Source organism: Rhodococcus sp. OK519 (assembly GCF_003051005.1).
Classification (GTDB): Bacteria; Actinomycetota; Actinomycetes; order Mycobacteriales; family Mycobacteriaceae; genus Prescottella.
The window spans coordinates 11869-36226 of record NZ_QAOW01000004.1 but is presented as its reverse complement, the minus strand read 5'-3'; the positions used below and the strand labels follow the sequence as shown (position 1 = coordinate 36226).

The window sequence follows — 24358 nt, the reverse complement described above, 5'->3', positions numbered from 1 at the left end:
CGACACGGAGACCGAGCCGCCCCACCGGTGCGCGGTGTGCCTTGATGGTGGTTCCGTGTCGACACCGGGGTGTGGACCGCACACCGTAGCCGAACCCGAAGGACGTGAATTGACCGAGCAGCGCAACGCGGTCGGCGACGAAACCACAGTGTGGGCCCCCAGCCGGCTCATCAGCCGACTCCAGCGGAACGCCGGTCTCACCGTCGTCCGGGCACCGCAGGGCTTCGGGAAGTCGAGCCTCGCGACCGCGTGGCACCGATTCGCACGAGACGCCGGGCGCACCACTGTCGTCATTGCGCCCCCCGAACCGACGGCCACTACCGACGGATACTGGACACACGTCGGCGAGCAACTCGTGAGTGTCGGCGTCACCGGCGGCGTGGACGGGCTGCGATCGCTGTCGCGTGCTGACCGTCCGGTCGATCTGATCCTCGAACGCATCGACCGGCACCCCGACCCCGACATCGAGCGTCAGATCCTCGATCTGGTCGACGACTGCGCTTCGGTCAACGTCATGGTGACGGTCGTCGGGCGATCGATGTTCGACGATCCGCTGTCCTTCGGACCGGAGCACCACACCGTCCGAGCCGACGACCTGCTGTACACCCTCGACGACATCCGGGAGATGTTCGCTGCGGCCGGCGTTCATCCGACGGACCCCGACGTGCACGAACTCCACCGCCGGACCGGAGGGCTGTCCTTGCTCGCCACGGCGGTTCTCGCGGCGACGCGGTCTGCTCGCCCGCTGACCGATGTGGTCCTCGGACAGGCCTACGCCGAAGCGATCACGAGTTACGTCCGCGACGACGTCCTGGGGACGTCGAACGCCGAGCTACGAACGTTTATGGTCAGCACGGCGACCGCCTATGCGGTCACCGTGGAGTTGGCGCGGTACCTAGGCGGCGGCCCCGACGCAGCCCGGTACCTGCGCGACCTCGAGGCAGCAGGAATCCTGGACCACCTCGACACCGCGGACGGCGACGCCTGGCAGCTGCCGACCGCCGTACGCACCGAGCTCCTCGCCGTGCAACGCGCCGAGGGCATGGACCCGTCGGCGCGGTCGACGCTGTTGGCACTTCACCATCGGGACCGGGGCGAGCACGCGGCCGCGCTGCGCTGCGCCGCCGAATCCGAGAACTGGGACCTCACCGTCGAACTGTTCGACCAGCACGGGGCCGAACTGGTCAACAGGCATCTCGAACTGCTCAGGAACGTGCTGCTCGTCCTGCCCGGGCCGGTGATCGAGGCGCATCCTGCAATCAGCGGCATTCGCGACCTCGTGCGGCACCTGTCCGGCGACCACTCCGACGACGCCGAGCCGTACGACACCGCCGACCTGCTCGACCTCACCGTGGCGGAGGACCCTCGCGCAGCCCTCAGTGTGGTGGGCAACCGAATCCTCCTGCAGCGCATCGCGGGCGACTATGCGTCGGCCGCCGATCAGACACGCCGCCTCAACCGCTCGATCTATCGCCTGCTCGATGCGGAACCCGATGCGATCACCGACTTCCTGCCGTTCCTGCGCATGCAGATGGGGCTCACCTATCAACTGTCGGGCGATTTCGCGGAGTCCACCGTCGAACTTCGCCGCGCCCACCGTCTGGGTACCGCGCGAAGCATGAACTACATCTCTCGCAACGCGGCCGGCAACTCCGCTCTCAACTGGGCTTTCGCGGGAGAACTGCAGCGAGCTCACGACTGGCTGGTTGCCGAGGAGCAGTCCCCTGCGGGCGAAGACTGGACCGAAGCCCTCGTTCGGATCGGCGGCGCCGTCGCGCGCGTCCTCACGGCCCTCGGCACCCTCGACGTCGATACGGCCGGCAAAGCTCTCGACACACTCGGCGAGTTGCCGGCAGTCGCCGAGCTCTGGCCGTTCGTCGCGTTCGCACGCTGCAGGTACTCGATCGCGGCGGGTCGGCCGGTCCAGGGGCTCACCGCGCTCACAGAGTGCGCCGACGCCCGAGCACGCGCCAACGGCGCCTTCGTCAGTTCGCTGCTCGACGCCACCGAGATCGAGGTCCACCTCGCGCTCGGGGATGCCCGTCGAGCGCGGATACTCGCGGATTCTCTGCCGTGCGACACCCCGTGGGCGGTCGTAGCGGTGGCCCGAACCCACCTCCTCACCGGCGACTACCCGTCCGCGATCACCACGTGCCGCCGGTACGACTGGCTCGGTACCCCGTACACCCGCGCACATCTCGAGTCGCTCGTGATCGAGGCCGTGGCCGCGTTCAGCCTCGACCGGCGCGACGACGCCGGACGGGCCTGGTCCCACGCCTGCACCATCGCCGACCGTGCCGGAATCCGGAGTGCCTTCGCAACAGTCGATCGCCAGACCGTGATCTCCCTCGACGAACAGGCATCTCGACCGTCGCCGACCTTGACAGAGTTTCTCGCCACACCGGAAGTCGCACACTATCCCCCGACGTTGCTTTTCCCGCTCCTCACCGACCGGGAGAAGACCGTGCTCGACGGCGTCGCGCGCGGCCTGACCGTCGGCCAGATCGCCGCGCTGGCGTTCCTCTCCGCATCGACGGTCAAGACCCACAAGCGGACCCTGTATCGAAAGCTGAACGTTCACTCGCGTGCGGAGGCACTTTCCCGCGCTCGCAGCTTCGGTTTCCTCGACGCGTCTTAGCGCCCTTAGGCCCCTTTCGTCTTGGCTGCTCGAGAAGGGGCAGCGTACGGAGCGGTGCGGTTGATGGTGGACCCAAATATTCTGTCTATCCTACGATTCCGTCCGCCACGGACTTCGACCACGGAACGCGGCGGAGCACACCGGGCGACTACCCAGCCGGGCAGAGAATCTCGCGCGCCTGGTTCCAGAATGGATACAGTTCAGGGGTACTCGCACCGGGATGATCCACCCGCGCCACCGGCTCGAATTCGAGGTAGGTCCGGCCCGGCATCGAAGCGGTGTTGCACGCCTCGAGGCCCAGTTTCGCCGCCGGCGCCACAGGAAGTCCCCTCCCCCAGGGCCCGAGATCACTGGCGACGAAGGCGTTCAGTCCATCGCCCCACCGATCGAACGCGAACTGCAGATCGAACGTGCACCCGTCGGGCAGTAGTTCGGCACAGGTCATCGTCCGACCTTTGACGGTGGCGACTTCGTTCGCGAGTGGGCGATCCGTCGACGCCGGCGCCACATCCGACAGCACGCGATAGAACGCGACACCGGTGCCGAACAGCGCGGCAACGAGGAGTACGGCGACGATGATCCTCGACATGGCCTCCCCCTCCTCGGGCGGTGCGACCGTGTCTCAGGGTCGCTGCGCGAGCGTCAACCTGATCCCGTGTCGAGTAGCCACCCGGCCACTTTCGTCCCGCCACCCCTCGACCCGCTCGAGCGCGGCATCCTTCACCTGATCACGGTCGGACTCCGGAATCGACTCCCACAACATCCGCTGGCCGTGCGAACGGGTCCACGAGTACCAATGCCCCGGATCATCGAAAGTGAGATCGAGGTCGAATGTACTGGTGCGCGCGTGCACGAGGCCGGCGTTCCGCATCAAGCCCTCGACCGCGGCGTCGGTCCCGAACGGCCCGTCCGGATCCCGCGGATCGACCGGGAAGAACCGCGAATCCCGATACGGCGCGAACAGGTCGTCGAGCTCCTCCCAACGCGGGTCCCACGCACCGAACGTCGAGACCCCCACCGTCCCGCGCGGCACCAGCAGGGAACGCCACGCCGTCAGAGCGGCCGCCGGATCCGGCAGGAAGAACAACATGAACGACGCGGTGATGACGTCATAGCGGCCGGACGGAAGCGTCGGCCGCATCGCGTCCATCACCTGCACATGCGTGTTCGTCAACCCGCGGGCCCGAGCCTCGTGGGCGGTGATGGCCACCATCCGCGGCGCGAGATCGATTCCGGTCACCTCACCGGACGGGCCGACCGCCTCCGCCAGCCGAAAGAGCACCGCGCCCCGACCGCAGCCGATGTCGAGCGCCTGCGCGCCTGGCGGCGGCGCTACCGCCTCGACGAGACGATCCGCGATCGGCCCGAAGAACGAGACGCCCACGTTGTCGTAACTGTCCGCCACCAAGTCGAAGAGATCTGCGACCCGAGCGGTATGCACCTCTTCCGGCACCTCGACCATTCATCGATCATCTGCCCGGCAGACCGAGAGGTCAACGACGTTTCGGTATCGGCCGCCCCGCTCGTCCGGGCCTGCGGGTCGCGGCCACCGACATACGTGACACTCGCCGCCAACCGGGCTCGAATTCCGGGTATCTGTCAGTTCCGTCTGCTCCGGATTCTCGCACCCGGCACTGGCCTGTGTGCGACGAAGGGGCCGGTCCGCCCATTGGACGGATCGACCCCCTTCGTTCACGCGTCAGTCGGAGTAGGCCTCGATCGGCGGGCATGAGCACACGAGGTTGCGATCACCGTGCGCGCCGTCGATTCGCCGCACCGCGGGCCACACCTTGGGCCGCGCAGTGCCGCGCGGGTATACCGCGATCTCCCGCGAGTACGGGTGATTCCATTCGGAAACAAGGCACTCGGCGGTGTGCGGGGCGCCGCGGAGCGGGTTGTCGTCGACAGGCCACTCCCCTGCCGCGACCCGATCGATCTCGCGACGGATCGCGATCATCGCGTCGCAGAACTCGTCGATCTCGGCCAGGTTTTCGCTCTCGGTGGGCTCGACCATGAGTGTGCCGGCGACCGGGAAGCTCATGGTCGGGGCGTGGAAACCGTAGTCGGCGAGGCGCTTGGCGACGTCGTCGACCGTCACGCCAGTCTCCTTGGTGAGCGGACGCAGATCGAGGATGCACTCGTGCGCGACCATTCCGTTCTCGCCCGTGTAGAGCACCGGGAAGTACTCGTCGAGACGCCGCGCAATGTAGTTGGCCGACGCGATGGCCGTCAGCGACGCCCGGCGCAGGCCCTGCGCGCCCATCATCTTGATGTACGTCCACGTGATCGGCAGGATCGACGCACTACCGTACGGCGCCGCGGAGACCGGACCGCACTGCCCGAGTGCCGGCGCCATCGGATGCCCCGGCAGGAACGGTGCGAGGTGTGAGCGCACACCGATCGGTCCGACACCGGGGCCACCGCCACCGTGCGGAATGCAGAACGTCTTGTGCAGGTTCAGGTGACTCACGTCGCCGCCGAACCGCCCCGGACGCGCCAGCCCGACAAGCGCATTCAGGTTGGCACCGTCGACGTACACCTGACCGCCGGCGTCGTGGACGGCCGCGCAGATTTCACCGATCTCATGCTCGTACACACCGTGCGTCGACGGGTAGGTGATCATGATCGCGGCCAGCCGCTCGGCGTGATCGGCGATCTTGGCGCGCAGGTCGTCGAGATCGACGTCGCCGTTCTCGCGGCACGCCACCACCTCGACGCGCATCCCGACCATCACCGCGGACGCGGCGTTGGTGCCGTGCGCACTGGACGGGATCAGGCAGGTGTCTCGGTGGTCGTCACCGCGGCTGAGGTGGAAGTTGCGAATCGCGAGCAGGCCCGCGTACTCGCCCTGGCTGCCGGCATTGGGCTGCAGGCTCACCGCGTCGTACCCGGTGATCGCGACCAGCCAGTCCTGCAGGTCCTCGATGACCTGCAGCATCCCCGGTGCGTCCTCGATCGCGAACGGGTGCAGCTTCGAGAATCCGGGCCACGTGATGGGCTCCATCTCGGCGGTCGCGTTGAGCTTCATCGTGCACGAGCCGAGCGGGATCATGCTGCGATCGAGGGCGATGTCCTTGTCGGAAAGCGCGCGCAGGTAACGCAGCATCGCGGTCTCGGTGCGGTACTTGGTGAACGATTCGTGTTGCAGGTACGCCGTGGTGCGGTCACCGAACGGCGCCGGAGTGTGCGCGCACTCGGCATCCCCGGAAACCCCGAACGCCGCGAGCACCGACTGGACGTGCGCCTCGGTGGTCGCCTCGTCGCACGCGATCCCCACGTGGTCGGCGTCGACCAGACGTAGGTTGACGCCCCAGGCCTTCGCGTTCGCCACGACCTCCTCGCCGCGCCCCTCGACACGCGCGAGAACCGTGTCGAAGAACTGTTCGTGCACCACCTCGACGCCCGCGGCCTTCAGGCCGTCGGCCAGGAACTCGGCGCGCTGATGGACCCGCTGGGCGATGGCCTTGAGGCCCTCCGCGCCGTGGTAACTCGCGTACATCGCTGCGACGATCGCGAGCAGCACCTGCGCGGTGCAGATGTTGCTGGTCGCCTTCTCGCGCCGAATGTGCTGTTCGCGGGTCTGCAGCGCCAGTCGATACGCCCTGTTGTTGTCGGCGTCCACCGAGATGCCGACCAGGCGTCCCGGGAGCTGACGAGCATGCTTGCCGTGCACCGCGAGGTAGCCGGCGTGCGGACCGCCGAAGCCCATCGGGACACCGAAGCGTTGAGTGGTGCCGAAGCACGCGTCAGCGCCCATCTCGCCGGGCGGCGTCAGGAGCGTGAGGGCGAGCAGGTCCGCGCCGACCGCGACGAGTGCGCCCCGTTCATGGGCGTCCGCGATCATCGAAGCGTGGTCGACGACCCGACCCGACGCGCCCGGAAGCTGCGCGAGGACACCGAAGAACTCACCGTCGGGCAGGCCCCGAGTCAAATCCGCCTCGACGATCTCGATGCCGAGCGGCTCGGCGCGCGTGATCACCACGGCGCGGGTCTGCGGGAACAGGTCGGCGTCGAGAACGAAGCGCGGAGACTTGCTGCGCGACGCCCGTCGCAGGAGCGTCATGGCCTCGGCTGCGGCGGTGCCCTCGTCGAGCATCGAGGAGTTCGCGATCTCCATGCCGGTGAGGTCGCCGACCATGGTCTGGAAGTTGAGCAGCGCCTCGAGGCGGCCCTGGCTGATTTCCGGCTGGTAGGGCGTGTAAGCCGTGTACCAGGCCGGATTCTCCAGGATGTTGCGCACCAACACGGGCGGCGTGAGGGTGTCGTAGTAGCCGAGGCCGATCATCGAGGTGGCGACCGTGTTGCGCGCCGCCAGCTCCGTGAGGGCTGCAAGAGCCTCGTGCTCGGAGAGGGGCGCGTCCAGCACGTCGAGACCGGCCGCGACACCGCCGGGTGCCGGGTCCAGGATGCTGTCCGGAACGGCTCGTGCCGCAAGTTCGTCGAGCGATTCGACGCCGACAACGTCGAGAATGCGTGCCAGTTCGGCCGAGTCGGGACCGACATGGCGGTCGGCGAACGAATGGCTACGAGCGTCGATCAAGTGAACTCCCAGGCGGTTCGTCAGGTGCAGGATGCGCTCCACGAATGGAACGGTCCTCCCCCTCTGTCGCCTGCTCGAAGTTCCGAGCGCCTGAGAGATTCGGCTGCCACATCGGCCGGCATTGTGCACGGACGACGTACGCCTTTCCCCGTGGGCGGGTGGGTACTCCCACCGCTTTCCAGAGGCGTCGGAGCCCGCACGGTCCTGGGTGCCTGAGAGATTGACGGGGAGGTGTTGCTCCTTCGGCGCCCGTACAGAGAAAACTCTGCACGGAACTCTCCCGCGCGACGGCGACGCACCGTCAGTCTATGCCACCACCGCCCGCCCGCCGAACGCCAGGAACCGTCTAGCCGGTCTTGCGGGCGCTCCGGTTCTTACGGCGCGATGCCAACTCGTCTTCAGGGCTCTGGGTGGCCTCGCCACCGTCGGCGCGTTCCGCCGGGAAATCGGCGATCGTTCCGGTGAGTTCGCGCATCGCTCCGCTGACCGCGATGCCGAACACGCCCTGCCCGCCCTGCAGCAGATCGACCACCTCTTCGGCCGACGTGCATTCATAGACCGTCGTGCCGTCGGAGAACAACGTGATGCGAGCGAGATCGCCGACACCGCGCTGGCGCAAGTGGTCCACCGCGACGCGAATGTTCTGCAGCGAGATGCCGGTATCCAGGAGTCGCTTGACGATCTTGAGGACGAGAATGTCCTTGAACGAGTACAGCCGCTGGCTGCCGGAGCCGGCGGCACCACGAATGGACGGGACGACAAGATTGGTGCGGGCCCAATAGTCCAACTGGCGGTACGTGATGCCCGCGATCTGGCAAGCACTCGGCACCCGGTAGCCGACGAGTTCGTCGGGAACGGAGTCATCGGGGAACAGCCCGGGCTGCATGTCGTCGACGGTCGACACCTTCGAGGCCTGGCCAGTTGCCTCGTCAGTGAGGTTCAACTGCTGCTCCTGCGGCCGATCTCCCACGGACTACTCCCTCTCGCGTGTTCAGCGGCGGCGACGGTCGTTGTCGATTTCTCGAAACCCGTCAACCACACACTCGTGACATCGAGTAAACCCGAACGGTGGATCCACTCAGAGTACGCCCCGGACCCCTAGCGTGGCGTCCGTTCGCATGCACGACGCTAGGGTTCTCGGCGCATCGGGTCAACGCGACGCGCCCAAGAGTCTCAACCTCAAGTTGAGGTTGAGTGGGATTCAGCCGTCGGTCGCCTTGAAATCGTCCGGCGACACGGACTCGAGGAACTCCTTGAACTTCTCCACCTCGTCCTCTCGCTCGTCCGGCATCACCAGGCCGGCCTCGGCGAGTACCGCTTCCTCCACGAAGATCGGTACACCGATCCTCAGCGCGATGGCCACCGAGTCCGAGGGCCTGGCGGACACGCGAACCTCGCCCTCGAACACCAGATCGGCATAGAACGTGCCGGCCTGCAAGTCCACGATCCGCACCTCACGCAGTGTGTGCCCGAAAGCCTCGAGCAGATCTTTGATGAGATCGTGCGTCAGTGGGCGGGCAGGTTCGACTCCCTGCTGCTCCAGCGCAATCGCGGTTGCCTCGGTCTGGCCGATCCAGATCGGCAGATAGCGGTCGCCATTGCTTTCACGCAGTAACAGCACCGGCTGGTTCTGCGGCTGCTCGACACGGATCCCGATCACACGCATCTCACTCATCGCGTCCTCCACCTCGTACCGGTGACCGGGTCCACCTCGAACGGCGAACGAGCCCCGCTTGACGTACTGCCCCGATTCTATTCGAACCTGCTACGGCCGTCAGCGATCGAGCGCCCCGCGGACCGCAGCCTTGACGAGACAGGTGTGCAGCGTCAGCGACAGGGCGGCCAGCTCCCGAACCATCTCTTCGGCGCGATCACGCGCACCGGCATCGCGCCCCTTCGCAACCGGACCAGCGATCTGCGCAACCAACCCGGCCTCGCGATCGGCGGCCAGCTTGAATGCCCGCAGATGCCGCACCTCGAGTCCGAATTCGGACATCGAGTTCGCTGTGCGCGCAAGGGTGACGGCGTCCTCGTCGAAGAACCCGGCAGCTCCGGGGACGATGAGCCCGCTGCGCAACAGTTCGCTCAGGAACTTCGCGTCGATACCCGCGCGGTCCATGAGGTCGTCCCTGCTGATCCGCACCTCACGGTCGGACCGGAACTCTTCCGGTGACACCTCGCCGGGCGCGATCGCGAGCGTGCGAGGGCGGCGCGGTGCCGAATCCACCGCGCCCACCGTCGCCGCGCTCTGGTCGATCGCTTCGAGCTGTTCCTTGATCACCTTGAGCGGAAGGTACTGATCCCGCTGCGCGGTGAGCACGAATCGCAGACGCTCGCAGTCCGCGATCGAGAATCGCCGATAGCCGGACGGGGTTCGCTCGGGGCTGATGAGCCCCTCGGCCTCCAGGAACCGAATCTTGGAGATCGTGACGTCCGGAAAATCCGGGCGGAGTCGATCGAGCACCGTGCCGATCGACATGCCCGTGGCAGCGTCCTGCCGAACAGCCGTCATCAGCTACCTGCACCAGCCGCGGATTCGCCGATCTGCGGGCCGCCGCTGTTGCCACGCGGTCCAGTGAGGAAGACCAGACGGAACTTTCCGATCTGCACCTCGTCACCGTTCGCGAGCACCGCCGAGTCGACAGGCTCACGGTTGACGTACGTGCCGTTCAAGCTACCCACGTCCACGACCTGGAACTCGTCGTCGTCCTGACGGAACTCGGCGTGCCGACGGCTCACCGTGACGTCGTCGAGGAAGATGTCGCTGTCGGGGTGACGCCCGGCGGACGTCGTCGGCTGATCGAGCAGGAAGCGCGAGCCCGCGTTGGGGCCCCTCTTCACGACGAGCAGCGCGGACCCCGCGGGCAGACCCTCGACTCCGGAGACCGGGGCCTCGGCCGTCTGCGACGACTGGGTGTCCATCTCGTTGAGAAAATCCGCACGGAAAACCGATGTGGTCTCGGCCGGCGTCTCTCCGTAAACCGCGTCGTTGCCGTTCTCGCTCACCGTTTCTCCTCCTCAATCCGTCGATCCGGGAGCGCCCTGGGCGCCCCCGGATTCACGCGGTACAACTCGGCCTCGACGAAGTCTCGGCCACGATCACATTCCGGCGCGGATCTGCGCACCGCCACGGCTCTGCGCTCACCTCGACCGTACCCTGAGAGTGGCGGTGCGTGTAGGCGGACAGGCCGGGCGGTGACCCGCGAAATCAGCTGCCCGAGATGGCGAGGTATCCCTCGGCGTCCAGGGTTCCGGCGAGCACCGCGTCCAGGCCCGCCTCGTCGTCGACCTCCAGGTCGACGAGCCAGCCGTTGCCGTACGGCTCGGTGTTCACCAGTTCGGGGCTGCCGTCCAGATCCTCGTTGACGGCAACCACTTTCGACGTCAACGGCGCGAAGATGTCGGAGACGCTCTTCGTCGACTCGACCTCGCCGAACGAGTCACCGGCGGTCACGTCCTCGCCGACTGCGGGAAGCTGCACGAACACGACGTCACCGAGCTGCGACTGCGCGAAGTCCGTGATGCCCACGCGCACCGTCGTCGGACCCGTCCGCCGCACCCATTCGTGCTCTGCTGTGTAGCGCAGATCGGCAGGGGTAGCGAGCTCACTCACGGTGGCTTCCTTTCGGGGACGGCCCGGCGAGCGGACCGAAGAAGATCAGTTTCCGGGACGAGCGTATTGGCGTGGTGAGATGTCCCGCAAGGCGGCGACGGTGACCTGCGAAGATTGCTCGATTCGCAGCTGCCCTCCGCTCCGCGCGACGGTGTCGACCACGCCACCGGGGATGTTCAATGCCGCTGCAAGCGTCGGCGGGTCACCGATCGCGACCACGCGGAACGGAGCAGAGACCTTGCGCCCGTCGACGGTGATGTTGCCCCCACCGCCAGTGACCCACGAATCCACGCCGATGCGAATCGGATCCGCTGACGCACCTTGGATTTCGATCGCCTCGGCACCGGCGGCCCGCAACTCCTGCAGAAGATCGAGGATCACCTCGGAACCGACGGACGTTCCGGGATCCTGAACCGTCAGGATCACCCCGGGGCCGACCGCGGCGACGGTACCCGCCTGTATCGAGAGAGCCGACAAGCGCGCCTTCGCCTCGTCGAGTGCGGCACCGGAACCGCCGCCGCCCGCCTCGAGTTTCGACAGCGTCTGCTCGAGTCCGGCGACCTCCTGCCGCAGCGCCGCCTCGCGCTGGTTCAGGTTGCCCAGGACGACCAGCAGATCGGCGGGCCGTGCCGAGTCGAGATTGTCACCGGAACCTGTGCTGCTCACCTGCGTCGCGATACCCACCCCGAGCGCGGCCATGAGCAGGACGGCCAGTAGCCCGAAGCCGAGCCGTCCCCGGGAACGCGCGGGGGGTTTCGGCGGCATCTCGTGCCGGCCTTCGGTGCGCGGCCCGGTGGGGGTCCCGTTGTCCTGCATACCGATCACGCTCCGAACAGTCGCCGCCGCAGCGCGGCCGCATTGCCGAAGATGCGGATGCCGAGGACGACGATGATGGCGGTCGACAACTGGGTGCCGACTCCGAGTTGATCACCGAGCCAGACGATCAGCGCGGCGACGAGCACGTTGAACACGAACGACACGACGAAGACCTTCGAGTCGAAGATCTCGTCGAGGTACGCGCGCAGGCCACCGAAGACGGCGTCGAGCGCTGCGACCACCGCGATCGGCAGATAGGGCTGGACCGCGTCGGGCACCTGCGGGCTGAAGGCGACCCCGACCACGATTCCGACGACGAGCGCGAGCACTCCGTAGAGCGCATATCCACCTTTCACGGTGCCCCGGTTTCCTGTGCGTACCTCACTTCACGACCTGCGGCAGCGGGTAGCTGCAGGTCGCCTGACTCGGCGATGGAGAATCCCACGCCGTAGAAATCCCGGACTGCCGCCATTCGCAGATACGCGTCGCTGACGACGAAACTGGTCTGCAGCTTGGCGGGAGATCCGATGGCCGACACCCGGTAGGGCGACGGCACGGGCTGATTGTCGACGAGCATCGCGCCACCTGCCTGTCGGATCGTGACGCCCGGCCCGACACGCACGTCGCCGATGGCAACGGCCTCGGCCCCGGCCGCCCAGAGGGAGTTGACGACTGACTGCAGGTCTCGGTCGAGAACTCCCGCCTGCGGCGAACCCGGCGCACGCTGCGACGAGTCCGATAGATCCGGGCGCGCCGCCGGGTCCGTCAGCGTCACCACGATCCCGGGTCCGTGCACCGGCTCGGCGGCCGCGGCCGACTCGAGGGTCCGCAACTGCTCGAGTACCTGGGAGCCCTCGGCGTCACCCGCGAGGACCTTGGCCCGCAGAGCGTCGACCTGGACGGCCAGGTGGCCGCGGGTCGTGGCGAGGCTCCGGCCTCGGTCCTCGGCGTCGCGCACCTTGGTGAGCATCTCGCCACGGGTCGCGTCGACATCGGACGCTGACGACGACGCCTGCGCGTAGGCGATCCCGAAGACGAGCCCCACCAGAAGCGCCCCGAACGCGATCCATGCCCCGGCCGCGATCCGCGACGGTCTCGAGTGCCCCTGTTCCCGGTCCGCGGCAGCCCCGGCGTATCCGGGGTCGAGATGGTCGTTCATGAGCGACTTCAGCAGCGACGGGACCGGGTTTCGCCGCACCGGCCGGGGTGCACCGCTCACGGGCCGCTCCGGGGCACCGTACGGGCGACGCCGACAGCCTTGGCGATGTAGATCCCGGCCGTCCATACGTACAGCACGGTGCCCCAGACCAGGAGCGCATATCCCCACGCGTGAGCGATGGACGCGATCGCCCAGTCCCCCTGCGCGGCCAGCACCAGCGGAAGCGCGAACATCAGCGCGAACGTCGCGGCCTTGCCGAGGTAGATGACCTCCGGCGGCGGCAGGCTCCGCCGACGATAGATCGGCAGGGTGAGCGCGAGGATCAGGTCACGCCCGATCAGAATGGCAGCGACCCACCACGGGATGATGTCGCGCAGCACGAAAGCGATCAGGGTCGTGATCACGTACAGCCGGTCGACGAACGGATCGAGCAGCGCGCCGAACCGCGACATCTGGTTCAGCAGCCGCGCGAGCTTGCCGTCGGCCCAGTCGGTGAAGCCGCTGAGCATGAGCAGCGCCAGGGCCCAGCCGTCGGCCTGCGGCCCCAACAGCAGGTACAGGAAGAGCGGTACCCCCGCCAGGCGGATCATGCTCAGGAGATTGGGGATCGTGAGGATGCGGTCGGCCCCCGCGGGGGGGCTCACGTTCTGCTGTCCTACCGCGTCCACCAACATTCCTCTCGGCACCCCGTGTCCTTGTCGGTACGCCAGCCTTCCACATACGGTGTCGCATTTCAGTGACCGACCGGATGGGGCCTCGACGCTCAGCGGTCGATGAGACCCCGTGGAATGCGAGCGATCGACCCGGCGGTGAGGCTGCCGAGATAGAGCCAGTCCGGGGTCTCGCGGACTCCCGTCACCGGCGAGTAGCTGCCTTTGCCTCCCTGCAGGCTGTGCACGATTCGGCCGTCGGCGTCGAGGCCGAGTACCCAGGCCCGGTGTTCCGGATCGGGCTGGACGAAGTCCGGAAGGTTCGCGGTGAGGATTCGCAGGGTCGGATGCGGCGCCACCTGGTCGAGCAGTCGCATCCGCGGGCTGTACAGCGCCACCCAGAAAATGCCGTCCGCAGTCTGCGACGTGACGTTGTCGGGAATGCCCGGCAGGTTGTCCGACCACACGGTGACGGCTCCCGCACGTGGCCCGGTCAACTCGACCCGCTGGATCCGGTAGGAACCGGTTTCCGCCACGATCACGAACGACTCGTCGCGCGAGAGTCCCACCCCGTTCGCGAACTGAAGCCCGCCGGCGAGGAGATCGATGTCACCGGATCGCGGGTCGAACCGGAGCAGGCGTCCGGTGCCCGAGTGCTCGAGCAGGTCGAGACGATGGTCCGGGACCGTGAACCGCGACGACGAGTCCGTGAAATAGACGACGCCGTCACTTCCGACGGCGGAGTTGTTGCAGGCCAGCAGCGGCGTCCCGAGCGCGGTGTCGGTGAGTACCTCCACCCGACCGGTCTCGTCGACGCGCAACACGCCACGCTCGCTGTCGCACACCAGGTATCGGCCGTCGTCGAGCACCTCGACACCGAGCGGGCGCCCGCCGGTGTGGGCCAGTTCGGTCGCCCGCCCGACGGCGTCGAAGCGCCACAGTCGCCCGTCCTCGCCCCCGGTGATCACTCGTCCGTCGCCGTCGACCGCGACGTCCTCCGGCCCCCTGCCGGCGGGCAGCTTCCACTGCTCCGCCGCATCGAGTAGGCGATTGGGGGCGAGCACACCGGTGAGTGCGGGGGCGGGGGGTGGCTGCCAGGCCACGGGCTCGACGCCGGTGCGGTCCAGTGCGCGCAGTGCCGATCGCAGGAGGGTCACGGCGCTGACGCTAGTCCCGCGGCGCAGGACTCACACGAATTTCAGCGCCAGGCGAAGCTGGGTTGTGCGAACTCGGACACCCGGGTGTGCCGGCCGTGCAGAACGACCTCACAGAACTGGTGGATCACCGCCCCGGTGGGTGCATGGATGTGCTCGCCACGGAACGGCCAGCACGCGACTGGGTCGGGTGATCCGGGGATCTCGACGAACTGCGTCGGTACATCGAGTTCGTCCAGCGGAACGGAGAAGACGTGTGCCACCTCGTCCGGGCTCGGCACCACCGAGTCGACGGCCCGCTCGGACCACACGACGAACGGGGTCATGACGTAGCCCGACCGGGTCACGTAGTCGTCGAGCCGACCCAGCACGTCGTCGGGCCCGACCTCGATACCGAGTTCCTCGCGCAGTTCGCGCAGTGCGGCATCCCTGGCGGTTTCACCGGGATCGAGCCGACCACCGGGGAGCGCGAACTGCCCTGCATGGGCACGCATCTTCGCCGGACGCAGAGTCAGCGGGAACACCGGCACCCCGCCGGCGCCCTGCATCACCGCGATCACCACGGCTGCGGCCCGCCGGTCGCCGAGCGGGACCGTCACCGCGTCCAGAGCCTCGAGTGCGGACTGGATCTCCGGTCTCGTGAACCGTTTCGGGTCCGCCATGACCACCTCCTGTGCACAGAACCAGTGTTCGCCCGATCATGCACCATCGGCGCCGGGGCCTCGTATCGTGAGAACCTGCGATTGGGGTTCGGATGAACATGTCGTCGCGATCTCTCACCCGCCGCATCCTCAGCGGTAGTGCCGTCCTGTGCGCCACCCTGGCGGCCGTCACCGCGCCGGCACCGGCATCCGCCGCACCCGAGCCTGCGCCGTGTGCGTGGCGGTTCCTGTCCGACGGCGAGGTCCTCAACGTCGCGTTCCCCGACACCAATGCCGCGTACTGGGTTCTCCCGTACGCCCTCGGTCCGTCCGACACGATCGAGTTGTCCGGGACGTTCCCGTCGGCCCGGTACTTCTCGCTCAACACCTACGGCACCGACCTCGACACGATCGACACGCTGCGCGACGACGAGATCGCGCCCGACGCGGGCAGTTCCAACCCGTTCGACGTTCAGGTTGCCCGCTCGGCGCCACCGCAGGCGCGGCAGTGGCACGCGACGCTGGTCGCCGGCGCCGCCGACCCCACCCGGAACCAGATTCAGGCGCTTCGTCCCGGCGCGGCGCCGGTCGGGTTCCTCATCGTTCGCGTGTACGTCCCGGACGATCCCGCGTCGCTCAGCGGTGGTGTCCCGCTCCCGGACGTCCGGTACCGCATCGGCGGGGCGACTGTGCCGGTGCAGCCCTGCGGTCAGCCGTTCGATCCGAGCGGCTACACCGGGCCCGTCGCCGACGCCGCCCGCACGGGCTTCGATCGGGCGATCGAGTCGGCCGCATCCGGAGCCTTCCCCGGCAACGCCCCCGAGGCCACGTTCGTGAACCCCGCGAGCACGTCGGGTCTGTTCCCCAACGGCGACAACAAGTACATCGGGGCCCAGTTCACCCACCAGCCCGGGCGGGTCGTCGTGGTGCGCGGCCGTGCCCCGACCTTCCCGGACACGCGCGGCGGGACGGCCGTGACGGAACCAGGGCGTCAGGTGCGGTACTGGTCGATGTGTCAGAACGATCTGATCTCCCCGTACCCCGTGGTGGCCTGTGCCGCGGACTTCCAGACGACGCTCGACGCAGACGGCTTCTACAACTATGTGGTGGCCCCTCCGGAGGATCTTCCGTCGGTCCTCGAGCCCGGTGTGACCGTCGTCCCGTGGGGGTCCACCGACGTCCCGACAAAGCTGCTCTTCCTGCGAAACATGCTGCCGGACGACACGTTCTACCCACAGTCCATCCAGGCATCGCAGGCGGACGACGCCGATCCGGCAACATCGATGGGCGCCTACTACCCGACCGCGGCCTACTGCGCGACGAGCGTCCTCGCCGCTGACGGTTACCTGGCGTGCTTCGAGGGAGACGATTCATGAACTACCACATCCGGCTCGAGGAACGAGACGAACAGCCCGCGGCGGCGGTGTGTGGCGACGTCCCGGTCGAGGACATCGCCGGGTTCATCGGTGGGGCGTTCCGGCAGGTCGTCGCGGCCGCGGAAGAGTCCGGAATCCGTCTCGCCGGTCCACCGTTCGCGAGATACCGTCCCCTGCCGGGCGGTTCGTGGAACATCGAAGCCGGATTCCCCCTCACGCGGGCGATCGAGACGACCGGGAGGGTCGAGCCGACGTCGTTGCCGGCGGGTCCCGCGGTCACCACGCTGCACGTCGGCGCCTACGACAGTGTCGAACCCGCGTACATCGCGCTGACGTCATGGATCACCGAGCACGGATTCGTCACTGTCGGGGAGGCGTGGGAGTGCTATCTCGACGACCCCGACGTCGCCGATCCACGCACCGAAATCGTCATGCCCGTCGTCCGCCCGGACGCCAACCTGAACTGACAACTGCGACGATGCCGCCCCCGAAATCGAATCTGTCGGACGGATAGGGAAAGATCCCGCATCGTGATTCGCTCGGCTCGTCTCGGTTTCTTCTCCGCCCTCTCCACCTCGGTTCTGATCCTCACGGGGTGCAGCAGCACACCGACCGACGGCGAACCTGTCGTCATCTCCCGCGCCGCGCCGCAACCCGTCGCAGCCACCGCCCCACACACCACACCGCCCGCTGTGGTCGACGTCACCGACGATTCGCCGACCGCACGAGCCCGTGCCTCCACGACCACCTCCGCCGAAGTCGCATCGACACAGGTGAACTCGCTCGAACCGAGCACGGAACTCAGCAGCCAGGATCTGCTCTTCCTCTCGTACATCACCGAGTTCACACTGATGGAGAAGTCGGAAAGCGAACAGATCCGTCTCGGCCTGTCGATGTGCAACGCGCTCTACCGCGGGCAGAGCAAGTCCGACGTCACCGCCGACTACCGGCACGACGACCGCTACACGGCGCCCGAGGTCACGAATGTGCTGGGAGCCGCGACCGTCTCGTACTGCCCCGAGTTCGCCTGAGCGCAATGAGCGATCCGATCCCCTACGACGCGATGCGTCGGCTTCTCGGTCTCCCGATCCGTCGTGATCGGATCCCCGCGCCCTGGGCGGTCCGCAAGATCGATGCGGGAGACCACGCCGGGCATTGGGGCGTCTGGAAGGTGACAGGCGGATCACGCGACCTGGTCGAGACGTTCCCGATCTGGTCCGACGCGATCGGTCATCTGTGCGAAGGTTCGGACGACAGCTAGCACGGCCGATTCCGACGCGCGGATCGTCCGGTGCGGCAACGATGAACGGATGAGCCAGCCAGTCCGCATCGTGTGCGTGGTGTTTCCCGATGTCACTCAACTCGATCTCACCGGTCCCGCCCAGGTGTTCTCACGCCTGCCCGACACGGAGGTCCACTTCGTCTGGCATCGGCTCGAACCGGTGCCGACCGACGCGGGTTTCGCGATCCTGCCGACCGCGACGCTCGACGACGCCCCGCAGGCCGACGTGCTGTTCGTCCCCGGAGGTCAAGGCGCCTTCGTGCTGTTCGAGGATGCGACGATGCTCGACTTCCTGCGTCGGCAGGCCCGCGGCGCCCGCTACGTGACCAGCGTGTGAGCATCCAGCTGGCCATCGAATACGACCCGGCCCCGCCGTTCGATGCCGGCTCGCCACGACGTCCCGACGCCGACCCAGGCGAGGTCACGAACACCATTGCAGCGATGCAACGGTTTCGGGGTCGGCTCGTCGACAGGGCGGCCGCGCGACTCGCCAGCGGCCCCCATTGATCCAGATCTGGCTGATCCAGATCTGGCTGATCCAGATCTGCCGCAAACAATCCGGAAACAGAAAAAGTCCCAGGTGAAAACATTCACCTGGGACTTTCTCTCGGTCGGGCTGACAGGATTTGAACCTGCGACCACTTGACCCCCAGTCAAGTGCGCTACCAAGCTGCGCCACAGCCCGTCCACGCCCTCGTTCGGGCGCCACAGAAGATTACAACAGTGTCGCTCCGGAAAGCGAATCGACTGGTCAGCGCCCACTTTCGCCATCTCGGACGCTGCACCGCACGGGTCCTGGGATCGTCGCACAGCGAATCCGTATCGAATTGCTGTGCGACTCCGGCAGAACCCGTGCGGTCACGCACGATCAGCGCTTGTTGCGGTCCCGCTTCTCCCGCACACGCACCGAGATGCGGACGGGGCTGCCGTCGAAGCCGAACTCCTCACGCAGGCGACGCTCGAGGAACCGGCGGTAGCCGGCCTCGAGGAAGCCGCTCGTGAAGAGCACGAACGTCGGCGGGCGGGTGCTGGCCTGGGTCGCGAACATGATGCGGGGCAGGCGTCCGCCACGCATCGGCGGCGGCGTCGCAGCCACCACTTCCTTGAGCCAGTTGTTGAGGCGTCCGGTCGGGATGCGCTTGTCCCACGACTCCAGGGCCGTTTCGAGCGCCGGGACGAGCTTCTGGACGGCGCGACCGGTCTGTGCCGAGATGTTGACCCGCTGCGCCCACGGCACGCGGACCAGTTCGCGGTCGATCTCCTTCTCGAGCATCAGACGCCGGTCCTCGTCGACCAGATCCCACTTGTTGTACGCGATTACCAGCGCACGGCCCGTCTCTGCCACCAGACTCAGGACGCGCAGGTCCTGCTCGGTGATCGGCTTCGAGGCATCGATCAGCAGGATCGCGACCTCGGCAGCCTCGATCGCACCCTTGGTCCGCAGCGACGCGTAGAACTCGTGACCGCTGGCGTGGTTGACCTTCTTGCGCAGGCCGGCGGTGTCGATGAACTTCCACACCTTGTCGCCCAGTTCGACGAGCGAGTCGACGGGATCGACCGTGGTGCCCGCGACGTCGTGCACCACCGAACGCTCGTCGCCCGACAGCTTGTTGATCAGACTGGACTTGCCGACGTTGGGCTTGCCGACCAGCGCGACACGTCGCGGGCCCTCACCGCCGGTGCCCTCACGGGGCGTCTCCGGCAGAACTCGCAGGACCTCGTCGAGCAGGTCACCGGTACCGCGGCCGTGGGTCGCACTGACCGCGTACGGCTCGCCGAGGCCCAGCGACCACAATGCGGCCGCCTCGGACTCTGTGCGGCCGTCGTCGACCTTGTTGGCGACCAGGATCACCGGTGTCTTCGACCGTCGCAGAACGCGCGCCGCGGCCTCGTCGGTCGCGGTCGCACCGACGACGGCGTCGACCACGAGCAGGATCGCATCCGCGGTCTTCATCGCCAGCTCGGCCTGACGCGCCACCGCCTGCTGCAGCCCCTTGGCGTCGGGCTCCCAGCCGCCGGTGTCCTGCACCATGAACCGGCGGCCGGCCCAGTTGGCGTCGTACGACACGCGGTCACGCGTCACACCGGGGATGTCCTCGACGACCGCCTCGCGACGGCCGATGATGCGGTTGACGAGCGTCGACTTGCCGACGTTCGGGCGTCCGACCACAGCCAGGGTCGGTACGGCGATGTGCTCCTCGGGGTCTTCGCCATCGAGGAGATCGGTGAGGTCCCAGTCGGATTCCTCACTCCAGATGCCGTCTCCGGCGTACTCGATCGCCGTGGAATCTCCGGAAATACCGTCGGTCACTGCACTGCTCCAGTTCTGTCGCCTACCACCAGCAGCAACCTGCCGATCACGTCTTCGATTCCCAGTTCGCTCGTATCCACCGTCACCGAGTCCTCCGCCGGGCGCAGTGGAGACACCGCGCGGGTGGAGTCGAGGTGGTCGCGACGCTGCACGTCGGTGAGGACGGCGGCGAAGTCGTCACCGCGGCCTTCCGCGACGTTCTGGGCGTTGCGTCGCGTGGCCCGCGCCTCCGCGGAGGCGGTCAGGAAGATCTTCACGTCCGCATCCGGGAGTACGACGGTACCGATGTCGCGTCCCTCGACGACGATTCGACCAGCCTGCTCGACGATGCGGCGCTGCAGATCCACCAGGAACGCCCGCACCTCGGGGACCGCGGACACCGCGGACACCGCCTGGGTGACGGCCGCGCCGCGGATCTCGTCGGTGACGTCCTCGCCGTCGAGCTGGACGCCGTCCGTCGCCGGATCGGTCCCGATCGTCAGCGGCAGCGAAGCCGTCGCCTCCGCGATCGCGACCGGATCCGACACGTCGACACCGCGGCGCAGCACGTGCAGCGTCGCGATGCGGTACATCGCACCGGTGTCGAGGTAGCGGGCGCCCAGGGCCGTCGCCACCCGGCGCGACACGCTGGACTTGCCGGTGCCCGACGGGCCGTCGATCGCGACGGCCAGCGCGGCCTGGTCCGTCACAGGCCGACCGCCCCGTAGAGGCCGCCGACCTCGCCGCGGCCGAGGACACGCAGGGTGCCGGGACGCCCGTCGCCGAGGGCGACGGCGCCGATGTCGGTGCGGACCAGACGCACCACCGGATGTCCGACGGCGTCGAGGATACGACGCACGATGTGCTTCCGACCCTCGTGCAGGACGATCTTCACGAGCGACTTGCCGCCGTTGATGTCCATCACAGCGAACGAGTCCACGCTGGCGGGGCCGTCGTCGAGTTCGACACCGGCCTTGAGCGCCTTGCCGACGTTGCGGTCCACCACACCCTGCACGGTGGCCAGGTACGTCTTCGGCACCTCGAACGACGGGTGCATCAGCCGGTGCGCCAGGTCGCCGTCATTGGTGAGCAGGATCAGCCCCTCGGTGTCGGCATCGAGCCGGCCGACGTGGAAGAGGCGCTGACCGGCCGAGACGCGCTCGGAGACGATGTCGCCGATGCAGGGACGGCCCAGATCGTCGGACATCGTCGACTGCCAGCCACGGGGCTTGTTCAGTGCGATGTGGACGAGGTCCTTCTTGACGACGACCCGGATTCCGTCGACGCGGACGACAGCGTTCTCCGGGTCGACACGCAGGCCCTGCTCGCGGACGATGCGGCCGCCGACCTCGACGCGGCCCTGGTCGATGAGCTCCTCGGCGGCGCGGCGGGAGGCGACTCCGGCCTGCGCGAGCACCTTCTGGAGTCGCACGCCGTCGCCCTTCATGGGCTCGAGATCGCGGTCGACATCGGCGTACTGATGCTTCGCGGGCTTCGCGTTGCTGATCTTCGGATTCTGCGCCTGAGTCTGGGCGCGCTGGGGCTTGACCGACTTCGGCTTGCCCCGCTTGTTCAGCTGGTTGCTCCCAGCTTCGGTGCGGGCAGTGCTCTTTGCGGGCTTCGCGCCCTTGGAGGGCTTGGCAGGCTGCCTGGTCTTGCGGTCCGGTGTGCCATCACGGCGAGCGGGCTTGTTCACTTTTTGTTTCCTGTCAATCTTCGGTGTCGATCTCAGGGTCCTGCGGCTGCGCAGGCCCTGCGTTCCTGTCCATTCTCGCAAATCGTGGATCGGCTTCGAGACTCTCGGTGATGTCATCGATCACATCTACGTCCGGCAGCAGTGGCGCGAGGGGTGGGAGATCGGTGAGTGACGCCAGTCCGAGGCGCTCGAGGAACAGTTCCGTAGTGGCATACGTGGTTGCCCCCGAGTCGGCGTCCAGCCCCGCCTCGGTGATCAGCCCGCGCGCCGACAGCGATCGGATCACACCGTCGACATTGACCCCACGCACCGCGCTGATCCGTGCGCGGGTGAGTGGCTGCCGGTACGCGATGACCGCGAGCGTCTCGAGGGCGGCGCGCGTCAGCTTGGACCGGGCACCGTCGAGCAGCAGACGCTCGACGTAGGGAGCGAACTCGGTGCGCGTGTAGAACCGCCAGCCGTCACCCGCATAGCGCAGGTCGATGCCGCTCCCCCGCTCGGTCAGGCCGGCCGCCATCGTCCGCAGCATCGTCTCGACCCGTGCTTCCGGAACTCCGAGGACGTCGGCGAGTAGCGACGGGGCTGCGGGTGTATCCAAGACCAGCAGCATGGACTCGAGCGCGGCGGCGAGCCGGTCGTCGGACAGTTCGGTGAACTCGTCCTCGAACGGGCCCAGGTCGTCGGTGTCGACGGATGTCATCCGTAGTCCTCCTCGCTCGCCGGTGCGGATCGGTCCTCGCCGGTCCAGCTCACCAGGAGGTCTCCCAGCGGCTCGGGCTGTTCGAACAGCACCGCCTTCTCTCGATACAGCTCGAGCAGCGCCAGGAAGCGCGCCACGATCTGAACCTGGGCGTCGCATTCCGCGATGAGCACACCGAACGACGTCCACACCCCGGCGCCGTGCTGCTGCAGCAACTCGAGGATCCTGGCCGCCTGTTCCGGCACCGACACCGTCGGCACGTGCAGGTGATCGAGTCCCACCGTCGGCACGGGTCGGGGCCGGAACGCGGTAGCGGCAATCTCCGCGAACTGCAGGGGGTCGACGCCGAGGAGTACTTCCGGAAGCAGCCCGACGTAGCGGTCCTCCACCGACACCGACCGCGGATACCGGCGCAGCGCCGCCGACTCGAGTTCACCGAACAGCTGCGCCACCTGCTTGTACGCCCGGTACTGCAGCAGCCGCGCGAACAGCAGATCCCGCGCCTCGAGCAGTGCCAGATCCTCGGTATCGTCCACCTCGCCCGCGGGTAGCAATCGGGCCGCCTTCAGATCGAGCAGGGTCGCGGCCACCACCAGGAACTCGGTCGTCTGGTCCAGCCCCAGGTCACTTCCGAGGCCGCGCATGTACGAGATGAACTCGTCGGTGACCTCCGCGAGCGCCACCTCGGTGACGTCGAGTCGGTGCTGGCTGATGAGCGTCAGCAACAGGTCGAACGGACCCTCGAAGTTCCGCAGGCGCAACCGGAATCCCGGCGGATCCTCCGCGACGGCTTCCGGTGGCGCTTCCCCTACGACGTCCGTGGTCACAGCAGCTACCGGCCGCAGCGGTGGATGACCTCGCGGGCCAATGCCCGGTAGGCCTCGGCACCACCGGACTTCGGTGCCCACGTGACGATCGGCTCCCCCGCGACGCTGGTCTCGGGGAATCGCACGGTGCGGTTGATCACGGTGTCGTACACGAGGTCGCCGAACACCTCCACGACGCGCGACATGACCTCGCGGGCGTGCAGGGTGCGGGAGTCGAACATCGTCACGACGATGCCGTCGAGGGCGAGCCGCGGATTGAGCCGGTCGCGGACCTTGTCGACGGTGTCGTTGAGCAGGGCCAGGCCCCGAAGCGAGAAGTACTCGCACTCCATGGGGATGATCACGCTGTCGGCGCACGCGAGTGCGTTGACGGTCAGCAGGCCCAGCGACGGTTGGCAGTCGATGAGGACGTAGTCGTAGCGGTCGAGAACGGGGTGCAGGACCCGGCCGAGTGTCTGCTCGCGGCCCACCTCGGTGACGAGCTGGATCTCGGCGGCGGACAGGTCGATGTTGCTCGGGAGCAGATCCAGTCCCTCGATCCGAGTGCGCATCAGCACGTCGTCGATCGAAGTCCGCTCCACCAGCAGGTTGTGGACCGTGAGATCCAGATCGTGATGTGCCACACCCAGACCCGCGGACAATGCACCCTGCGGATCGAGGTCGACGAGCAGCACCCGACGCCCGTACTGGGCGAGTGAGGCGCCCAGGTTGATCGTCGACGTGGTCTTGCCGACGCCGCCCTTCTGGTTGCACATCGCGATGATTCGAGCGGGTCCGTGCGCGGCGACGGGCCCCGGTTCCGGCACCTCACGCAGCGGACGGCCGGTCGGGCCCATCGGCGCGTCCGTCACCGGCTCGAGATTCTCTGCATACGACAGCGCGCCCCTGGAATACGGGTGCGCTTGCTCCGCCTCCGGCGGCTGCGGTGTCACCACGGTCCGATGTTCCCCTGTCCTGTCGGTCCCATCCTGTCGCT

26 protein-coding genes, 1 tRNA gene and 1 riboswitch are annotated in these 24358 nt (G+C 67.7%); of the genes, 6 read left to right on the top strand and 21 right to left on the bottom strand.

Annotated elements, in window-relative coordinates; translation table 11 throughout:
- Nucleotides 1-109: 109 nt before the first annotated feature.
- Nucleotides 110-2638: a helix-turn-helix transcriptional regulator gene (locus tag C8K36_RS12635; protein ID WP_107984855.1), complete on the top strand. Its 2529-nt coding sequence runs from the start codon at nucleotides 110-112 to the stop codon at nucleotides 2636-2638.
- Between the two features lie 148 nt (nucleotides 2639-2786).
- Here the strand turns inward: C8K36_RS12635 and C8K36_RS12630 are convergent, their stop codons facing one another.
- The 14 genes from C8K36_RS12630 to C8K36_RS12565 form a co-directional block, all read right to left on the bottom strand.
- On the bottom strand, nucleotides 2787-3227 hold the full coding sequence (locus C8K36_RS12630) for a hypothetical protein (RefSeq protein WP_107984854.1): 441 nt from the start codon (nucleotides 3225-3227) through the stop codon (nucleotides 2787-2789).
- A gap of 33 nt (nucleotides 3228-3260) precedes the next feature.
- Entirely contained in the window at nucleotides 3261-4100 is an 840-nt protein-coding gene (locus C8K36_RS12625) for a class I SAM-dependent methyltransferase (protein WP_107984853.1), read from the bottom strand.
- A 237-nt stretch (nucleotides 4101-4337) separates the two neighbouring features.
- Complete coding sequence (gene gcvP / locus C8K36_RS12620; protein WP_107985171.1) at nucleotides 4338-7178, bottom strand: aminomethyl-transferring glycine dehydrogenase; 2841 nt, start codon at nucleotides 7176-7178, stop codon at nucleotides 4338-4340.
- Nucleotides 7179-7367: 189 nt separating this feature from the next.
- Nucleotides 7368-7471, bottom strand: a riboswitch (glycine riboswitch).
- Nucleotides 7472-7524: 53 nt separating this feature from the next.
- Nucleotides 7525-8148 (bottom strand): MerR family transcriptional regulator, encoded by a 624-nt coding sequence (locus C8K36_RS12615; protein ID WP_107984852.1) that lies wholly within the window; start codon nucleotides 8146-8148, stop codon nucleotides 7525-7527.
- A 231-nt stretch (nucleotides 8149-8379) separates the two neighbouring features.
- Nucleotides 8380-8853, bottom strand: coding sequence for a bifunctional nuclease family protein (locus C8K36_RS12610; RefSeq protein WP_107985170.1), 474 nt, complete (start codon nucleotides 8851-8853; stop codon nucleotides 8380-8382).
- A 99-nt stretch (nucleotides 8854-8952) separates the two neighbouring features.
- Nucleotides 8953-9690: a MerR family transcriptional regulator gene (locus C8K36_RS12605; protein ID WP_107984851.1), complete on the bottom strand. Its 738-nt coding sequence runs from the start codon at nucleotides 9688-9690 to the stop codon at nucleotides 8953-8955.
- The gene (gene garA, locus C8K36_RS12600; RefSeq protein ID WP_107984850.1) at nucleotides 9690-10184 is read right to left on the bottom strand and encodes a glycogen accumulation regulator GarA; all 495 of its coding nucleotides are present in this window, start codon (nucleotides 10182-10184) and stop codon (nucleotides 9690-9692) included. Before garA ends, C8K36_RS12605 begins: the two co-directional genes overlap by 1 nt.
- 202 nt (nucleotides 10185-10386) lie before the next feature.
- Nucleotides 10387-10791: a glycine cleavage system protein GcvH gene (gcvH, locus tag C8K36_RS12595; protein ID WP_107984849.1), complete on the bottom strand. Its 405-nt coding sequence runs from the start codon at nucleotides 10789-10791 to the stop codon at nucleotides 10387-10389.
- Nucleotides 10792-10836: 45 nt separating this feature from the next.
- Nucleotides 10837-11607 carry a DUF881 domain-containing protein gene (locus C8K36_RS12590; protein WP_181319547.1) on the bottom strand — a complete coding sequence of 257 codons (771 nt, stop codon included), beginning with the start codon at nucleotides 11605-11607 and terminating at the stop codon, nucleotides 10837-10839.
- 5 nt (nucleotides 11608-11612) lie between these two features.
- On the bottom strand, nucleotides 11613-11963 hold the full coding sequence (locus tag C8K36_RS12585; protein ID WP_107984847.1) for a small basic family protein: 351 nt from the start codon (nucleotides 11961-11963) through the stop codon (nucleotides 11613-11615).
- A complete protein-coding gene (locus tag C8K36_RS12580) occupies nucleotides 11960-12766 on the bottom strand; it encodes a DUF881 domain-containing protein (protein ID WP_107985169.1) in 807 nt (268 codons plus the stop codon). Before C8K36_RS12580 ends, C8K36_RS12585 begins: the two co-directional genes overlap by 4 nt.
- A gap of 56 nt (nucleotides 12767-12822) precedes the next feature.
- Nucleotides 12823-13440: a CDP-alcohol phosphatidyltransferase family protein gene (locus C8K36_RS12575; protein ID WP_107984846.1), complete on the bottom strand. Its 618-nt coding sequence runs from the start codon at nucleotides 13438-13440 to the stop codon at nucleotides 12823-12825.
- An 89-nt stretch (nucleotides 13441-13529) separates the two neighbouring features.
- A complete protein-coding gene (locus C8K36_RS12570; protein WP_107984845.1) occupies nucleotides 13530-14573 on the bottom strand; it encodes an SMP-30/gluconolactonase/LRE family protein in 1044 nt (347 codons plus the stop codon).
- Nucleotides 14574-14614: 41 nt separating this feature from the next.
- Nucleotides 14615-15232, bottom strand: coding sequence for an NUDIX hydrolase (locus C8K36_RS12565; RefSeq protein ID WP_107985168.1), 618 nt, complete (start codon nucleotides 15230-15232; stop codon nucleotides 14615-14617).
- A gap of 98 nt (nucleotides 15233-15330) precedes the next feature.
- On the opposite strand from C8K36_RS12565, the gene C8K36_RS12560 reads away from it, so the two are divergent.
- The 5 genes from C8K36_RS12560 (at nucleotide 15331) to C8K36_RS24995 (ending at nucleotide 18206) form a co-directional block, all read left to right on the top strand.
- Entirely contained in the window at nucleotides 15331-16587 is a 1257-nt protein-coding gene (locus C8K36_RS12560; protein ID WP_107985167.1) for a hypothetical protein, read from the top strand.
- Nucleotides 16584-17054, top strand: a complete 471-nt coding sequence (locus C8K36_RS12555; protein ID WP_107984844.1) for a GyrI-like domain-containing protein — start codon at nucleotides 16584-16586, stop codon at nucleotides 17052-17054. Before C8K36_RS12560 ends, C8K36_RS12555 begins: the two co-directional genes overlap by 4 nt.
- Nucleotides 17055-17117: 63 nt before the next feature.
- Nucleotides 17118-17618, top strand: a complete 501-nt coding sequence (locus tag C8K36_RS12550) for a DUF732 domain-containing protein (RefSeq protein ID WP_107984843.1) — start codon at nucleotides 17118-17120, stop codon at nucleotides 17616-17618.
- A 5-nt stretch (nucleotides 17619-17623) separates the two neighbouring features.
- Nucleotides 17624-17848 carry a hypothetical protein gene (locus tag C8K36_RS12545; RefSeq protein ID WP_107984842.1) on the top strand — a complete coding sequence of 75 codons (225 nt, stop codon included), beginning with the start codon at nucleotides 17624-17626 and terminating at the stop codon, nucleotides 17846-17848.
- A 49-nt stretch (nucleotides 17849-17897) separates the two neighbouring features.
- A complete protein-coding gene (locus C8K36_RS24995) occupies nucleotides 17898-18206 on the top strand; it encodes a DJ-1/PfpI family protein (protein WP_219910008.1) in 309 nt (102 codons plus the stop codon).
- Between the two features lie 274 nt (nucleotides 18207-18480).
- Here the strand turns inward: C8K36_RS24995 and C8K36_RS12535 are convergent.
- The 7 genes from C8K36_RS12535 to C8K36_RS12505 all read right to left on the bottom strand — a co-directional run bounded on the left by C8K36_RS12535 (nucleotide 18481) and on the right by C8K36_RS12505 (nucleotide 24260).
- Nucleotides 18481-18554, bottom strand: a tRNA-Pro gene (locus tag C8K36_RS12535).
- A gap of 183 nt (nucleotides 18555-18737) precedes the next feature.
- Complete coding sequence (gene der, locus C8K36_RS12530) at nucleotides 18738-20180, bottom strand: ribosome biogenesis GTPase Der (protein ID WP_258195393.1); 1443 nt, start codon at nucleotides 20178-20180, stop codon at nucleotides 18738-18740.
- On the bottom strand, nucleotides 20177-20869 hold the full coding sequence (cmk, locus tag C8K36_RS12525; RefSeq protein ID WP_107984841.1) for a (d)CMP kinase: 693 nt from the start codon (nucleotides 20867-20869) through the stop codon (nucleotides 20177-20179). The genes der and cmk overlap by 4 nt, the downstream gene beginning before the upstream one ends.
- Nucleotides 20866-21855 carry a pseudouridine synthase gene (locus C8K36_RS12520; protein ID WP_107984840.1) on the bottom strand — a complete coding sequence of 330 codons (990 nt, stop codon included), beginning with the start codon at nucleotides 21853-21855 and terminating at the stop codon, nucleotides 20866-20868. Before C8K36_RS12520 ends, cmk begins: the two co-directional genes overlap by 4 nt.
- A gap of 13 nt (nucleotides 21856-21868) precedes the next feature.
- A complete protein-coding gene (scpB, locus tag C8K36_RS12515) occupies nucleotides 21869-22555 on the bottom strand; it encodes an SMC-Scp complex subunit ScpB (protein ID WP_107984839.1) in 687 nt (228 codons plus the stop codon).
- Nucleotides 22552-23382 (bottom strand): segregation and condensation protein A, encoded by an 831-nt coding sequence (locus C8K36_RS12510; RefSeq protein WP_107984838.1) that lies wholly within the window; start codon nucleotides 23380-23382, stop codon nucleotides 22552-22554. The genes scpB and C8K36_RS12510 overlap by 4 nt, the downstream gene beginning before the upstream one ends.
- Before the next feature lie 5 nt (nucleotides 23383-23387).
- A complete protein-coding gene (locus C8K36_RS12505; protein WP_420910888.1) occupies nucleotides 23388-24260 on the bottom strand; it encodes an AAA family ATPase in 873 nt (290 codons plus the stop codon).
- Between the last annotated feature and the right edge of the window lie 98 nt (nucleotides 24261-24358).

What these genes read in the sequence shown, in the direction of transcription:
- C8K36_RS12555 (WP_107984844.1), top strand. Translation starts at nt 16,584, where the DNA reads ATGAACTACCACATCCGGCTCGAGGAACGAGACGAACAGCCCGCGGCG.
- C8K36_RS12625 (WP_107984853.1), bottom strand. Translation starts at nt 4,100, where the DNA reads ATGGTCGAGGTGCCGGAAGAGGTGCATACCGCTCGGGTCGCAGATCTC.
- C8K36_RS12545 (WP_107984842.1), top strand. Translation starts at nt 17,624, where the DNA reads ATGAGCGATCCGATCCCCTACGACGCGATGCGTCGGCTTCTCGGTCTC.
- C8K36_RS24995 (WP_219910008.1), top strand. Translation starts at nt 17,898, where the DNA reads ATGAGCCAGCCAGTCCGCATCGTGTGCGTGGTGTTTCCCGATGTCACT.
- C8K36_RS12605 (WP_107984851.1), bottom strand. Translation starts at nt 9,690, where the DNA reads ATGACGGCTGTTCGGCAGGACGCTGCCACGGGCATGTCGATCGGCACG.
- C8K36_RS12580 (WP_107985169.1), bottom strand. Translation starts at nt 12,766, where the DNA reads ATGAACGACCATCTCGACCCCGGATACGCCGGGGCTGCCGCGGACCGG.
- scpB (WP_107984839.1), bottom strand. Translation starts at nt 22,555, where the DNA reads ATGACATCCGTCGACACCGACGACCTGGGCCCGTTCGAGGACGAGTTC.
- C8K36_RS12630 (WP_107984854.1), bottom strand. Translation starts at nt 3,227, where the DNA reads ATGTCGAGGATCATCGTCGCCGTACTCCTCGTTGCCGCGCTGTTCGGC.
- C8K36_RS12565 (WP_107985168.1), bottom strand. Translation starts at nt 15,232, where the DNA reads ATGGCGGACCCGAAACGGTTCACGAGACCGGAGATCCAGTCCGCACTC.
- C8K36_RS12560 (WP_107985167.1), top strand. Translation starts at nt 15,331, where the DNA reads ATGTCGTCGCGATCTCTCACCCGCCGCATCCTCAGCGGTAGTGCCGTC.
- C8K36_RS12590 (WP_181319547.1), bottom strand. Translation starts at nt 11,607, where the DNA reads ATGCAGGACAACGGGACCCCCACCGGGCCGCGCACCGAAGGCCGGCAC.
- C8K36_RS12610 (WP_107985170.1), bottom strand. Translation starts at nt 8,853, where the DNA reads ATGAGTGAGATGCGTGTGATCGGGATCCGTGTCGAGCAGCCGCAGAAC.
- C8K36_RS12575 (WP_107984846.1), bottom strand. Translation starts at nt 13,440, where the DNA reads ATGTTGGTGGACGCGGTAGGACAGCAGAACGTGAGCCCCCCCGCGGGG.